The 14114-nt window shown below is 72.0% G+C and carries 12 protein-coding genes; 8 read left to right on the forward strand and 4 right to left on the reverse strand.

Annotated elements, in window-relative coordinates; all coding sequences use genetic code 11:
* The first annotated feature begins 90 nt into the window (after positions 1-90).
* From AB0O53_RS15650 to AB0O53_RS15670, 5 genes are all read left to right on the forward strand, one after another.
* Positions 91-1722, forward strand: a complete 1632-nt coding sequence (locus AB0O53_RS15650; protein WP_365196014.1) for an outer membrane protein assembly factor BamB family protein — start codon at positions 91-93, stop codon at positions 1720-1722.
* 79 nt (positions 1723-1801) lie between these two features.
* Positions 1802-3517 carry an outer membrane protein assembly factor BamB family protein gene (locus tag AB0O53_RS15655; RefSeq protein WP_350994275.1) on the forward strand — a complete coding sequence of 572 codons (1716 nt, stop codon included), beginning with the start codon at positions 1802-1804 and terminating at the stop codon, positions 3515-3517.
* Between the two features lie 131 nt (positions 3518-3648).
* Positions 3649-4341 (forward strand): response regulator transcription factor, encoded by a 693-nt coding sequence (locus AB0O53_RS15660; protein WP_350994636.1) that lies wholly within the window; start codon positions 3649-3651, stop codon positions 4339-4341.
* A 113-nt stretch (positions 4342-4454) separates the two neighbouring features.
* Positions 4455-5417: a UDP-glucose 4-epimerase GalE gene (gene galE, locus AB0O53_RS15665; protein WP_350994273.1), complete on the forward strand. Its 963-nt coding sequence runs from the start codon at positions 4455-4457 to the stop codon at positions 5415-5417.
* 598 nt (positions 5418-6015) lie between these two features.
* Positions 6016-6783 (forward strand): LuxR C-terminal-related transcriptional regulator, encoded by a 768-nt coding sequence (locus tag AB0O53_RS15670; RefSeq protein WP_350994271.1) that lies wholly within the window; start codon positions 6016-6018, stop codon positions 6781-6783.
* Here the strand turns inward: AB0O53_RS15670 and AB0O53_RS15675 are convergent.
* On the reverse strand, positions 6742-7239 hold the full coding sequence (locus AB0O53_RS15675) for a MarR family winged helix-turn-helix transcriptional regulator (protein WP_030659599.1): 498 nt from the start codon (positions 7237-7239) through the stop codon (positions 6742-6744). The two genes, AB0O53_RS15670 and AB0O53_RS15675, sit on opposite strands and share 42 nt — an antisense overlap.
* Positions 7240-7400: 161 nt before the next feature.
* Between AB0O53_RS15675 and AB0O53_RS15680 the strand changes: the two genes are divergently transcribed.
* Positions 7401-8258: a trans-aconitate 2-methyltransferase gene (locus tag AB0O53_RS15680; protein ID WP_350994268.1), complete on the forward strand. Its 858-nt coding sequence runs from the start codon at positions 7401-7403 to the stop codon at positions 8256-8258.
* A gap of 2 nt (positions 8259-8260) precedes the next feature.
* A complete protein-coding gene (locus tag AB0O53_RS15685; RefSeq protein WP_365196018.1) occupies positions 8261-8632 on the forward strand; it encodes a VOC family protein in 372 nt (123 codons plus the stop codon).
* An 85-nt stretch (positions 8633-8717) separates the two neighbouring features.
* Here AB0O53_RS15685 and AB0O53_RS15690 read toward each other — a convergent pair whose 3' ends face one another.
* Together AB0O53_RS15690 and AB0O53_RS15695 are read right to left on the reverse strand one after the other, a co-directional pair.
* Positions 8718-9386, reverse strand: coding sequence for a TetR family transcriptional regulator (locus AB0O53_RS15690; RefSeq protein ID WP_365196042.1), 669 nt, complete (start codon positions 9384-9386; stop codon positions 8718-8720).
* Positions 9386-10366 (reverse strand): acyl-CoA desaturase, encoded by a 981-nt coding sequence (locus tag AB0O53_RS15695; protein ID WP_350994264.1) that lies wholly within the window; start codon positions 10364-10366, stop codon positions 9386-9388. The genes AB0O53_RS15690 and AB0O53_RS15695 overlap by 1 nt, the downstream gene beginning before the upstream one ends.
* A gap of 370 nt (positions 10367-10736) precedes the next feature.
* Between AB0O53_RS15695 and ppc the strand changes: the two genes are divergently transcribed.
* A complete protein-coding gene (ppc, locus tag AB0O53_RS15700) occupies positions 10737-13505 on the forward strand; it encodes a phosphoenolpyruvate carboxylase (protein WP_403138414.1) in 2769 nt (922 codons plus the stop codon).
* 75 nt (positions 13506-13580) lie between these two features.
* Here the strand turns inward: ppc and pth are convergent.
* On the reverse strand, positions 13581-14114 hold a 534-nt coding region (gene pth / locus AB0O53_RS15705), incomplete at its 5' end, for an aminoacyl-tRNA hydrolase (protein WP_365196021.1).

Raw genomic sequence — 14114 nt, forward strand, 5'->3', positions numbered from 1 at the left:
GGAACAGGGGGCGGACCGGTCCGTTGTATGAACGCCGTCAGTGATAGAAAGGTCATCCTCCCCGCCCCCACCGAAGCCGAAAGTGCGCTGATGACCGAGCCGCCCCAGCCGCCGAACCAGCCGCCGACACCTTCCGGTTACGGACACCTGCCGGGCCCGCCCCAGCAGGGCTACGGATACCCGCAGCAGGGCGAGAACCCCTACGCGCAGCAGCCCGCGCACGGGCAGCAGCCGCCCTACCCGCAGCAGCCGGCCACCGTCCCCGCGTACCCGGCACACGGCCTGCAGCCGCCCGCGCCCGGTGCGCCCGGCATGCCTCCGAAGAAGAAGCCGGCGCTGCTCGTCGCCGCCGCGGTCGCCGCCCTCCTCGTCCTGGGCGGCGTCGGCTACGTCGCCTTCGGCGGGGGCGAAGAGGACCCCGGGCAGCCCGTCGCCCAGGAGTCCGGCGACGCGAAGCCCTCCGGCTCCCCGTCCGTGGACAAGGGCGACGGCAGCGGCCCCGGCGGCAACCAGCAGACCGACCTCAACGCGGGCCGCAAGCAGGGCGAGGACAAGGCCCTCTGGCTCAAGACCACCAAGGTCGACGGTCCGGGCGCCGGCGTGGCCACCCACGGACAGTGGGTCGTGGGCGACACCGTGGCCAAGACCGTCGGAAAGACGATCCAGGGCTTCTCGGCAGCCGACGGCAAGGAGAAGTGGACGATCACCTTCCCCGCCGATGTCTGCGGCGTGACCAAGCGGACCACCGATGACGGCAAGACCGTCGTCATGTACGAGGACGGCCCCTCGGAGACCGCCAACTGCAACCAGATCCGCATGGTCGACCTCAAGGCGGGCAAGGAGGGCTGGTCGAAGGAGGTGCCGAAGGAGAGCGCCTTCGACATGTTCATCGACCCCAGCCTGGCCATGACCGGTGACATCGTCACCGTCAACCGGCTCACCCGCGCCACCGCCTTCCGGATCAGCACCGGCGAGAAGATCTTCGGCAGCCCCTCCGAGGGCTGCGTGCCCGGCGCCTACGCCGCCGGCAACGGCAAGCTGATCGGCGTCGCCACCTGCAACGACGCCGACATGACCGTGGAGGTCCAGGACGCGGACCCGGCCACCGGCAAGAAGACGTGGACCTACCGGCTCCCCAAGGGCTGGAAGGTCGGACGCGTCTACGGCGTCGACCCGATCGTCCTCCACCTCACGAACGCCACCACGAAGGAGAACTCCATCGTGGTCCTCGGCCCCGACGGCAAGCAGCGCACGACGCTCTCCGGCGAGGGCACGTTCTCGACCGAGTGCAGCGTGAGCCACGACGACTCCCTGCAGGGCTGCGCCACCGCCGTCGTCGACGCGGGCACCCTCTACCTGCCCACCAAGGCGGGCCTCGGCAAGGCCAACGAGATCGTCGCCTTCGACCTGAACACCGGCAAGGCCAAGTGGCGCGTGCCGGCGGGCGAGGGCCGCACCCTGGAGCCGCTCAAGGCCGCGAACGGGCAGCTGATCGCCTACCGCAAGGCCGAGACCAACCAGGGCGGCGAGGTCGTCTCGATCCCCGCCGACGGCAGCACCCCCACCGCCCTCCTGCGCCACCCGTCGGGCCCCTCCGCGCCGATCGAGAGCTCCTTCTACTCCCCGGACGTCGACTACTCCGACGGGCGCTTCTTCATCTCCACGACCCGGCTGCTCGCCCAGGACAAGGACGAGAAGCTCCTGATGGTCTTCGGAAAGTGACCCCCCGCCCCACGAGCCGCCCCACGAGCCGCCCCACGAGCCGCCCCACGCGCCGTCCACCGAGAGGCAACAGCAACCGATGAGTACCCCGCCGCCCCCCAGCCAGCCGCCGTCCGGCGGCTTCGGAGCGCCGCAGGATCCCCCGCCGGGCGGGTTCGGAGCGCCCACGCCGCCCGCCGGACCGCCGTCGCCGCCGCCCGGACCGCCCGCCGCCGCCCCGCAGCCGCCCGCCGGGCAGCCCGCGTACGGCTACCCGCAGGCCGACCCCGGCTACGGATACCCGCAGCAGCAGCAGCCGGCCGGGCCCGCGCAGTACGGCGCACCCCTGCCCCCCGCCCAGCCCCCGGCCGGCGGTGGCGGCGGTGACAAGCGCACCCAGCTGATGATCGTCGGCGCGGCCCTCCTGGCCATCGTCCTCATCGTCGGCGGCGGCCTCTGGTACGCCTCCGGCGACGGCGGCGGCGGGACCACCGCGCAGAGCGACCCCAGCGCCTCCCCGGGCGGCGACAAGAACCAGGCCTCCGCGCCCGGCACCGAGAAGGTCCCCGGCAACCCCAAGTCGAAGACCCTCTTCAACCAGCCGGCCCCCACCGTCACCGACATCGTGTCCGTCAACGGCTCCTGGCTGACCGACACCACCTACGTCAAGTCCGACGTGTCGAAGGTCGTCGGCTACAACCTCGTCGACGGCGGCAAGAAGTGGGAGGTCCCCCTCGCGGGCGAGGTCTGCGGCGCCACGCACCACGTCAGCGAGAACAAGACCGCGATCCTCTTCCGGCCCGCCCAGTCCACGCCGGAGAACAAGTACCCGCCGTGCACCGAGGTCGGCGTCATCGACCTGGAGGCCGGCAAGCTCGCCTGGTCCGGCAACGTCAAGAGCGCCAACGGCGGCGACAAGCCCGTCCAGTTCTCCGAGGTCACCCTCAGCGGCAAGACCGTCGCCGCGGCCGGCGTCTCCGGCGGCGGCGCCGCCTGGAACCTCACCGACGGCAAGAACCTCTGGCAGCCCAAGGTCGACGGCGAGAGCTGCCGCGACACCGGCTACGCCGGCGGCGAGGCCCTCGGCGTCATCCGCAAGTGCGGCCAGCACCCCAACTACACCCTGAACGCGCAGATCCTCGACCCGGCCACCGGCGCGCCCACGGCCTCGTACAAGCTCTCCCAGGGCATCGAGTACGCACACATCGTCTCCACCAAGCCCTTCGTGGTGGCCGCCGACGTCGGCGACAACGCCAAGGGCGGCAAGGGCGTCAGCGACCTGTTCGTCGTCGACCCCAAGGGCGAGCTGAAGGCGCGCATCCCGCTCGCCGCCGGCACCTTCGCCGCCAAGTGCGCCTCCACCGACGTGGAGAAGTGCTCGAACATGGTCGTCGGCAACGGCAAGATCTACGTGCCCTCCGCCGAGCACCAGGGCCAGTCGCCCACCGGCCGCACCAACGAGCTGCTCTCCTTCGACCTGGAGACCGGCAAGCAGACCACCGACCGCGCCGACGCCGGCGAGCGGTACACCATGTACCCGCTGCGCATGGACGGGTCGAACATCATCGCCTACAAGGTCCCCCCGTACGACAAGGGCGGCCAGATCGTCAGCATCGACGGCAAGACGATGAAGGAGACCCTCCTCATGGAGAACCCGGCCGACAAGGACGTCCGGCGCGCCGAGACCTCCTTCTCGCCCGAGTTCTCCTCCGAGCTGCGCTACCGGGGCGGCAAGCTCTTCCTGTCCAAGCAGAACGTCAGCAAGCCGTACTCGACCGACCCGGAGTACCTGTTCGTCTCGTTCACCGCGAGCTGACCCGCACGGCACCGCCGCCCGAAGCCCCCGAACGGTCCGCACCGATCGGGGGCTTCTGCGCGGTATCCCCCTCGCGCCGTCGAACAAGCGTGTAGCTTGCCGGGTCAGAAGGATGGGGGGTGGGTTCCTCAATGGGCGTACGCGTCGTGGTGGTCGACGACCACCGGCTGCTGGCCGAGGCACTGGCCTCTGCCCTGAAACTGCGCGGCCACCGGGTACTGGCGGCCGCGGCCCCGGCGGCCGGCGCCGCCGAGCTCGTCATCAGCCGCGCCCCGGAGGTCTGCCTCCTCGGCACCGCCACCCCCGCCGAACCCGGCGTCTTCGAGCCCGTCGTCCGCATCAAGCGGGAGCGCCCGCAGATCGCCGTGGTCGTCCTCGGCCCGGTGCCCAGCCCGCGCGGGATCGCCGCCGCCTTCGCCGCCGGCGCCTGCGGCTACGTACGCCAGGACGAGCGCATCGAGGGCGTGGAGCGGGCGCTCGCCAAAGCGAGGGCGGGAGAGGCGGCGATCGCCCCGCAACTGCTCCAGGGGGCCTTCGCCGAGCTCCTGAACCCCGCCGTCCAGCCCGACGACGAAGCGGGCCGGCTGCTGCGGCTGCTCACCCCGCGCGAGGTGGAGGTGCTGGTGCGGGTCGCCGAGGGCGAGGACACCCGGCTGATCGCCGCCGGCATGGCCATCGCGCCGAGCACCGCCCGTACGCACGTGCAGCGGGTCCTGATGAAGCTGGGCGTCGGCTCGCGGCTGGAGGCGGCCGCGCTGGCCGCCCGTACCGGCCTGCTCGACCGGGCCCTGCCCGGGACGTCGTCCGCCGCGGCACAGGGCTGACCGGGCGGCGGCCGGGGGCCGCCGATTTCCCCCGCGGGCTCCGCATCGGGTAAGCCAGTGCCCAAGCACGCGCACCCACACGCGCGTGGTCCCCCGCGAGAGGCAGTAGGCGAGTGAGCAAGTACCTGGTAACCGGTGGCGCCGGATACGTCGGCAGCGTGGTCGCGGCCCACCTCCTGGAGGCCGGCCACGAGGTCACCGTCCTCGACGACCTCAGCACCGGCTTCCGCGTCGGCGTCCCCGCGGGCGCCGCGTTCGTCGAGGGCCGGATCCAGGACGCCGCCCGCCACATCGACCCCTCCTACGACGCGGTGCTGCACTTCGCCGCCTCCTCGCAGGTCGGCGAGTCCGTCGTGAACCCGGGCAAGTACTGGGAGAACAACGTCGGCGGCACCCTCGCCCTGCTGGCCGCGATGCGCGAGGCCGGCGTGCGCCGCCTCGTCTTCTCCTCCACCGCCGCCACCTACGGCGAGCCGACCGAGGGCCTGCTCACCGAGGCCTCGGTGACCGCGCCGACCAACCCGTACGGCGCCTCCAAGCTCGCCGTCGACCACATGATCGCGGGGGAGTGCGTGGCGCACGGCCTGGCCGCGGTGTCCCTGCGCTACTTCAACGTGGCCGGCGCCTACGGCGAGTTCGGCGAGCGACACAGCCCCGAGACGCACCTGATCCCGCTGGTCCTCCAGGTCGCGCTGGGCGAGCGCGAGTCGATCTCGGTGTTCGGCGAGGACTACCCGACCCCGGACGGCACCTGCGTGCGCGACTACATCCACGTGGCCGACCTCGCGGAGGCCCACCTGGCGGCCCTGCGCGCCGCCACCGGCGGGGAGCACCTGATCTGCAACCTCGGCAACGGCAGCGGATTCTCGGTGCGCGAGGTCATCGAGACCGTCCGCAAGGTCACCGGCCGCGAGATCCCCGAGGTCGTCGCCCCGCGCCGGGCCGGCGACCCGGCCATGCTGGTCGCCTCCGCCCGCACGGCCCACGAGCGCCTCGGCTGGACCCCGAACCGCTCGGACCTGACCGGCATCATCCAGGACGCGTGGAACTTCGCCCGCACCCACGCTGGTTCGTAGGGATCCTTCGCCTCCGGGGCGCCTGTTGCCGGCTCGTGGGGCCGTACGTGCTCGGAAAGCCTCGTTCCTCGCCTTTCCTCCGCGCGCTCGGCCCCACTCCCCGGTGCGCCCCTTCGGCTCACTCGCCCGTGCAGCGGTTCCGTCGGGTCTCGGGGGCGCGCCCGGACCGGCAGGTGCTCAACGGGGGCGCGTGTGCCGGGGCCATGCGCTGCGGACGGGCGCTGCGCGCGGGCGCCCGGCGTGCACACGCCGGGTGAAATGCCCCCCGTGCAACTGCCGATGGCACGCGCCCGCGCGTAAGACGTCCCACAGTCCCCGATTGCGGCGATTTCAAGCCACGGCCGAGGCCCTTCGGAACGCGTGCTCCTGAAATCCGCGGGGAAAACTTCTGCTATTCGGCCAACCGCGAGCCGTGCCCGGCCCTACGCTGATGCGTGACACCGGTGGGGGCCGGTGTTGATTCAGGGGTCGAGACAAGTCGGGTACGGCGTCCGGTCCGGGGTAGTGCAGATATGTCTCGGCGGCGGCCGGGGGCTGCGGATCACCCGGTCCTGGCGCCGTACCCGCCGTCGTCCGTTCCCCTACCCTTGGGGGTTTTGTGGTTCGTATCCGGGTTCTCGTCGTCGACGATCACCGCATCTTCGCCGAATCGCTCGCAGCCGCGCTCGCGGCCGAGCCGGACGTGGACGTGTCCGCGGCCGGCAGCGGCCCCGCCGCGCTGCGCTGCCTCGAACGCGCGGTGGCCGAGGGCCGCCGCTTCGACGTCCTGCTGGTCGACGCCGACCTCGGCACGGTCGCCGGGGCCGTGCCCGCCCAGCGGGAGCACGGGGCCGGGCCGCCCCCGTCCGGCGCGGACGGGATCGCGCTGGTGGCCGGGGTGCGGGTGGCCCATCCCGGGGTCCGCACCGTCGTCCTCGCCGAGCGCGACGACCCGCGCCGGGCCGCTCTCGCCCTGCAGGCAGGGGCCTCCGGCTGGGTGGCCAAGGACTGCTCGCTCTCGCGCCTGCTGGCCGTCATCCGCGGGGTCCTGCGGGAGGAGACCCACCTGCCGCCCGCGCTGCTCACCGGGGTGCTCCGGGAGCTCACCGCGGCGCGCAAGCACCGCACCGACAGCGAACGGCTCGTGGAGTCCCTGACCCCGCGCGAGCACGAGGTGCTGCGCTGCATGGTGGCGGGGCTGGGCCGCAAGGACGTGGCGGCGCGCCTGTTCCTGTCGCCGCACACGGTCCGCACCCACATGCAGAACGTGCTGGGCAAGCTCGGCGTGCACTCCACGCTGGCCGCGGTGGCGCTGGCCCGGCGGGCCGGCGTACGACCCGCCGACCTAGCCGGGGATGTTGTCGAACGGAGCGGTCAACTGGCGTAGCAGCCCGGCGAGATCGCCGCGCTGACTCTGCGAGAGCTGGGCCAGGATCGCCCGTTCCTGGGCCAGCAGCCCGGCGAGGGCCTGGTCGGCGCGGTCCCGGCCCTCTGGGGTCAGTCGGACCAGGACGCCCCGGCGGTCGCTGGGGTCGGGGAGCCGTTCGACGAGGCCCTTCTTGGCGAGCCGGTCGATGCGGTTGGTCATGGTGCCGGAGGTGACCAGCGTCTGGGTCAACAGCTGGCCGGGGGAGAGCTGGTAGGGGGCGCCGGCGCGGCGCAGCGACGTCAGGACGTCGAACTCCCAGGGCTCCAGGCCGTGCTCGGAGAAGGCCAGCCTGCGGGCGCGGTCGAGATGGCGCGCGAGCCTGCTGACGCGGCTCAGTACCTCGAGCGGTTCCACGTCGAGGTCAGGGCGCTCCCGCCGCCATGCCGCCACCAGTCGGTCGACCTCGTCCTCCATGCCGATCAGTGTAAGGGGTCTGTCGATGTGAAGTCTCTTCATCCCGAGTATCTCGATCACAAGTATCTTGACATCGAGATATAAACGGAGTGAGCATGGGGCATGGAGGGGGCCGGAACAGATTCCGCTTCCGACCGCCCCGCCAGCAGGGAGGCTCGAACATGTATTCCGATACCGAGCGTGCAGGGACCCCCACGTCCACCGCGCCCTCCGCACCCACCTGGGACCCCCAGCAGTACCTCCGGCACGCGGGCCACCGCACACGGCCCTTCCTCGACCTGCTCACCCGCATACCCGAGCTCCCCAACCGGCCCGCCCGCATCGCGGACCTCGGCTGCGGCCCCGGCAACGTCACCGAACTGCTCACCACCCGCTGGCCCGAGGCCGCCATCACCGGCTTCGACCTCTCGCCCGAGATGCTCCGGCGGGCCACCGAGCAGTACGCCGGCCCCACCGCCGGCGGCGGCAGCCTCGACTTCCGCCACGGGGACATCGCCGGCTGGCTCCCGGAGGAGCCCTACGACCTGATCGTCTCCAACGCCGCCCTCCAGTGGGTCCCCGGCCACCCCGGCTCCTTCGGCGCCTGGATCAACGGCCTGCGCCCCGGCGGCACCTTCGCCTTCCAGATCCCCGGCAACTTCACCGCCCCCAGCCACGCCCTGCTCGCGGAACTCTGCGACACCCCGCGCTGGCGCTCCCGGCTCGCCGGCCACGGCGCCCGCTACATCCACCTTCTCGAACCCGCCGAATACCTCGCCCGGTTCACCGCGCTCGGCTGCGAGGCCGACGTCTGGGAGACCACCTACCACCAGCTCCTGCAAGGGCCCGACCCCGTGCTCGACTGGGTCAAGGGCACCGCCCTGCGGCCCGTCCTCACCGCCCTCGGCGACGACCGGGAGGCCGTCGACGCCTTCCTCGCCGAATACCGCGACCGGCTGCGCACGGCCTACCCGAGCGGGCCGCGCGGAACCGTCTTCCCGTTCCGAAGGATCTTCGCCGTGGCCCGCAAGGAGGCCTGACCGTGCTCACCGCAGTCGACCACGTCCAACTCGCCGCGCCGCCCGACTCCGAGGACCGGCTCCGCGCCTACTACACCGGCGTCCTGGGCATGACCGAGATCCCCAAACCGCCCGTCCTCGCCGCCCGCGGAGGCTGCTGGTTCGCCGCCGGACCCGTGCAACTGCACCTCGGCGTCGAGGACGACTTCCGGCCCGCCCGCAAGGCGCACCCCGGGCTGCGGGTCACCGGCATCGAGGCGTACGCGCAGAGACTCCGGGAGCGGGGCGCCGAGGTCGTCTGGGACGAGAACCTCCCGGGCCACCGCCGCTTCTACTCCGAGGACCCCGTCGGCAACCGGCTGGAGTTCCTGGAACCCGTCGACGCGGACGCCTGAGCCCCGCCCCGCCGCGGCCCCGCACGACACGACGGCGCCCCGCCACCGGTGTTCCGGTGGCGGGGCGCCGTCGTGTCGCGGGACATCAGCTCTTGCGGCGGCCCACCAGCTGCGGCTTCGACTCCAGACCGTCCAGCCCGTGCCACGCCAGGTTCACCAGGTGCGCCGCCACCTCGGCCTTCTTGGGCCTGCGCACGTCCAGCCACCACTGCCCCGTCAGCGCCACCATCCCGACCAGCGCCTGCGCGTACAGCGGGGCCAGCTTCGGATCGAAGCCCCGGGCCTTGAACTCCAGCCCCAGGATGTCCTCCACCTGCGTGGCGATGTCACTGATCAGCGACGCGAACGTCCCCGTCGACTGCGCGACCGGGGAGTCCCGCACCAGGATCCGGAAACCGTCCGTGTACGACTCGATGTAGTCCAGCAGCGCGAAGGCGGCCTGCTCCAGCAGCTCCCGCGGGTGCCCGGCCGTCAGCGCACCCGTCACCCCGTCCAGCAACTGGCGCATCTCCCGGTCCACCACGACCGCGTACAGCCCCTCCTTGCCGCCGAAGTGCTCGTACACCACCGGCTTGGACACCCCGGCCTTCGCCGCGATCTCCTCCACCGAGGTGCCCTCGAAGCCCTTCTCCGCGAACAGGGTCCGGCCGATGTCCAGCAATTGCTGGCGCCGCTCCGCGCCCGTCATCCGGACCCGGCGGCCACGCCTGGGCTTGTCGCTGCTGGAACCACCGTCGATCGCCACGTCCCCCATCATGCCGGGTTCGGCCCGTTTTCCCTGCGTCGGGCATCGATCCGGGAGGCCGACGGCCAGCGCACGTCCGTGGCCCAGCCCAGCTGCTCGAACCAGCGGATCAGCCGCGCACTCGAATCCACCTGCCCGCGCAGCACGCCGTGCCGCGCCGACGTCGGATCCGCGTGGTGCAGGTTGTGCCACGACTCACCGCACGACAGCACCGCCAGCCACCACACGTTCCCCGACCGGTCCCGGGACTTGAAGGGCCGCTTGCCCACCGCGTGACAGATCGAATTGATCGACCACGTCACGTGGTGCAACAGCGCCACCCGCACCAGGGAACCCCAGAAGAACGCCGTGAAAGCCCCCCACCACGACATCGTCACCAGACCGCCCACCAGCGGCGGTACCGCCAGCGAGAAGATCGTCCACCAGATGAAGTCCCGCGAGATGCGCCGGATCGCCGGATCCTTGATCAGGTCCGGGGCGTACTTCTGCTGATCGGTCTGCTCCTCGTCGAACAGCCAGCCGATGTGCGCCCACCACAGGCCCTTCATCAGCGCCGGCACCGTCTCGCCGAACCGCCACGGCGAATGCGGGTCACCCTCGTGGTCCGAGAACTTGTGGTGCTTGCGGTGGTCGGCCACCCACCGCACCAGCGGACCCTCCACCGCCATCGAACCCATCACCGCGAGCACGATCCGCAGCGGCCGCTTCGCCTTGAAGGAACCGTGCGTGAAGTAGCGGTGGAAACCGATGGTGATCCCGTGGCAGGCCAGGAAGTACATGAACACCATCAGGCCCAGGTCCAGCCAGCTCACTCCCCAGCCCCAGGCCAGCGGCACCGCCGCCAGCAGTGCCACGAAGGGGACGGTGATGAACAGCAGCAGGGCGACCTGCTCGATCGACCGCTTGTTCTCGCCGCCCAGCGTCGCGGACGGCACAGGATTCTCGGAGGGCGCGGAGGCACCCTCGATCAGATCGGGACTGGTGGTCATGGGTGTCCCCTGGGGGTGAGGGAAGTAGGAGGGCTCGCCGGACACCGGACCCTACGGGTCCGTAACCTACGGCATCGTAAGTATGGCGCAGCCGGGGCCCGGGACAAGAGGAGCACGGCCACGACAACCGGAGCACGCCCCACCCGCCACCGGCCACGGGACGCCCGGCGACTCGGCCTGTGAGACGTTTGCCCAGGCACGGGCATGGGACACCTATCCTGGTCCCCGTCGGACAGCGCGGTCCGCACGGGCAGCCCGAGCCACACCTCAGGAGCGGCGGTCCCCCGGACGCCAGTCCGAAGGGTCCACGCCGCGCACGGCCGGGAGCCCACCGCCCAGTAGCGCTCGAACACTGCAAGGAGCCGCACCTGTGAGCAGTGCTGACAAGGCCCCCCTGGCCACCCAGCAGGCCCCCGCCACCCCGGAAGCCACCGCCAACGCGGAACTGCGCGCGGACATCCGCCGCCTCGGCGACCTCCTCGGGGAGACCCTCGTACGCCAGGAGGGCCAGGACCTGCTCGACCTCGTCGAACGCGTCCGCGCCCTCACCCGTACCGACGGCGAAGCCGCCGCCGCCCTCCTCGGCGACACCGACCTGGAGACCGCAGGCAAGCTCGTACGGGCCTTCTCCACCTACTTCCACCTCGCCAACATCACCGAGCAGGTGCACCGCGGCAAGGAACTGCGCGCCCACCGCGCCAGCGAGGGCGGGCTCCTCGCCCGCACCGCCGACATGCTCAAGGACGCCGACCCCGAGCACCTGCGCGAGACGGTCAAGAACCTCAACGTCCGCCCCGTCTTCACCGCGCACCCCACCGAGGCGGCCCGCCGCAGCGTCCTCAACAAGCTGCGCCGCATCGCGGCCCTCCTGGAGGAGCCCGTCACCGGCGCCGGCGACCGCCGCCGCCACGACCTCCGCCTCGCCGAGAACATCGACCTCGTCTGGCAGACCGACGAACTGCGCGTCGTCCGCCCCGAGCCCGCCGACGAGGCCCGCAACGCCATCTACTACCTCGACGAACTCCACGCCGGCGCCGTCGGCGACGTACTGGAGGACCTCGCCGCCGAACTGCGCCGCGTCGGCGTCGAACTGCCCGCCGGCACCCGCCCCCTCACCTTCGGCACCTGGATCGGCGGCGACCGCGACGGCAACCCCAACGTCACCCCCGACGTCACCCGCGACGTGCTGATCCTCCAGCACGAGCACGGCATCACCGACGCCCTCGAACTCGTCGACTTCCTGCGCAGCCTGCTGTCGAACTCCATCCGCTACACCGGAGCCACCGAGGAACTCCTCGCCTCCCTCCAGGCCGACCTCGAACGCCTCCCCGAGATCAGCCCCCGCTACAAGCGGCTCAACGCGGAAGAGCCCTACCGGCTCAAGGCCACCTGCATCCGCCAGAAGCTCCTCAACACCCGCGAGCGCCTCGCCCGCGGCATCCCCCACGAGGAAGGCCGCGACTACCTCGGCACCGCCGAGTTCCTCACCGACCTCACCCTCATCCAGACCTCCCTGCGCGAGCACCGCGGCGGCCTCTTCGCGGACGGCCACATGGACCGCACCATCCGCACCCTCGGCGCCTTCGGCCTGCAGCTCGCCACCATGGACGTACGCGAGCACGCCGACGCCCACCACCACGCCCTCGGCCAGCTCTTCGACCGCCTCGGCGAGGAATCCTGGCGCTACGCCGACATGCCGCGCGACTACCGCCAGAAGCTCCTGGCCAAGGAGCTGCGCTCCCGCCGCCCGCTGGCCCCCACCCCGGCCCCGCTCGACGCGGCCGGCGCCAAGACCCTCGGCGTCTTCGCCGCCGTCAAGGACGCCTTCGAGAAGTTCGGCCCCGAGGTCATCGAGTCCTACATCATCTCGATGTGCCAGGGCGCCGACGACGTCTTCGCGGCCGCCGTCCTCGCCCGCGAGGCCGGCCTCCTCGACCTCCACGCCGGGTGGGCCAAGATCGGCATCGTCCCGCTCCTGGAGACCACCGACGAGCTCCGCGCCGCCGACGTCATCCTCGACGAGATGCTCGCCGACCCCTCCTACCGGCGCCTGGTCTCCCTCCGCGGCGATGTCCAGGAGGTCATGCTCGGCTACTCCGACTCCTCCAAGTTCGGCGGCATCACCACCAGCCAGTGGGAGATCCACCGCGCCCAGCGCCGTCTGCGCGACGTCGCCCACCGCTACGGGGTGCGCCTGCGCCTCTTCCACGGCCGCGGCGGCACCGTCGGCCGCGGCGGCGGCCCCTCCCACGACGCGATCCTCGCCCAGCCCTGGGGCACCCTCGAAGGCGAGATCAAGGTCACCGAACAGGGCGAGGTCATCTCCGACAAGTACCTCGTCCCCTCCCTCGCCCGCGAGAACCTCGAACTGACCGTCGCCGCCACCCTGCAGGCCTCCGCCCTGCACACCGCGCCCCGCCAGTCCGACGAGGCCCTCGCCCGCTGGGACGCGGCCATGGACACCGTCTCCGACGCCGCCCACGCCGCCTACCGCGAGCTCGTCGAGGACCCCGACCTGCCCGCCTACTTCTTCGCCGCCACCCCCGTCGACCAGCTCGCCGACCTCCACCTCGGCTCCCGGCCCTCCCGCCGCCCCGACTCCGGAGCCGGCCTCGACGGCCTGCGCGCCATCCCCTGGGTCTTCGGCTGGACCCAGTCCCGCCAGATCGTCCCCGGCTGGTACGGCGTCGGCTCCGGGCTCAAGGCCCTGCGCGAGGCCGGCCACGAGGACGCCCTCACCGAGATGGGCGAGCGCTGGCACTTCTTCCGCAACTTCCTGTCCAACGTCGAGATGACCCTGGCCAAGACCGACCTGCGGATCGCCCGCCACTACGTCGACACCCTCGTCCCCGACCACCTCAAGCACGTCTTCGCCCGTATCGAGGCCGAGCACGAGCTCACCGTCCGCGAGGTCCTGCGCATCACCGGGGGCGAGAAGCTCCTCGACTCCCACCCGGTGCTCCAGCAGACCTTCGCCGTGCGCGACGCCTACCTCGACCCGATCTCCTACCTCCAGGTCTCCCTCCTGGCCCGCCAGCGCGCCGCCGCCGCCCGCGGCGAGGAAGCCGACCCGCTCCTGTCCCGGGCCCTGCTCCTCACCGTCAACGGCGTCGCCGCCGGCCTGCGCAACACCGGCTGACCCGGCCCGCACCACCACGCACGGGAGCCCCCGCACCGACCGGTGCGGGGGCTCCCGTACGACGACGCGCGGACCTCAGGAGTTGTACGCCGACTGCGCGCGCTCCAGACCCTCCGAGACCAGGCACTCCACGGCGTCCGCCGCCCGGTCCACGAACCAGTCCAGCTCCTTGCGCTCCGTGGAGGAGAAGTCCTTCAGCACGAAGTCCGCGACCTGCATCCGGCCCGGAGGCCGCCCGATGCCGCACCGCACCCGGTGGTAGTCCGCACCCATCGACTTCGTCATCGACTTCAGGCCGTTGTGCCCGTTGTCCCCGCCGCCCAGCTTCAGGCGCAGCGTCGGGTAGTCGATGTCCAGCTCGTCGTGGACCGCGACGATCCGCTCCAGCGGCACCTTGTAGAAGTCCCGCAGGGCCGTCACCGGCCCGCCCGACAGGTTCATGAACGACATCGGCTTGGCGAGCACCACCCGGCGGTTGGCCGGCCCCGGCGGACCGATGCGGCCCTCGACCACCTGGGCCCGCGCCTTGTGCGCCTTGAACTTCCCGCCGATCCGCTCCGCCAGCAGATCGGCCACCATGAACCCGATGTTGTGGCGGTTCCCGGCGTA

Source organism: Streptomyces erythrochromogenes (genome assembly GCF_040684695.1).
GTDB lineage: Bacteria > Actinomycetota > Actinomycetes > Streptomycetales > Streptomycetaceae > Streptomyces > Streptomyces erythrochromogenes_C.

Coding starts and splice junctions, on each gene's coding strand:
- AB0O53_RS15650 (WP_365196014.1), top strand. CDS start 91: ATGACCGAGCCGCCCCAGCCGCCGAACCAGCCGCCGACACCTTCCGGT.
- AB0O53_RS15680 (WP_350994268.1), top strand. CDS start 7,401: ATGTATTCCGATACCGAGCGTGCAGGGACCCCCACGTCCACCGCGCCC.
- AB0O53_RS15690 (WP_365196042.1), bottom strand. CDS start 9,386: ATGGGGGACGTGGCGATCGACGGTGGTTCCAGCAGCGACAAGCCCAGG.
- AB0O53_RS15695 (WP_350994264.1), bottom strand. CDS start 10,366: ATGACCACCAGTCCCGATCTGATCGAGGGTGCCTCCGCGCCCTCCGAG.
- AB0O53_RS15675 (WP_030659599.1), bottom strand. CDS start 7,239: ATGGAGGACGAGGTCGACCGACTGGTGGCGGCATGGCGGCGGGAGCGC.
- AB0O53_RS15655 (WP_350994275.1), top strand. CDS start 1,802: ATGAGTACCCCGCCGCCCCCCAGCCAGCCGCCGTCCGGCGGCTTCGGA.
- AB0O53_RS15660 (WP_350994636.1), top strand. CDS start 3,649: ATGGGCGTACGCGTCGTGGTGGTCGACGACCACCGGCTGCTGGCCGAG.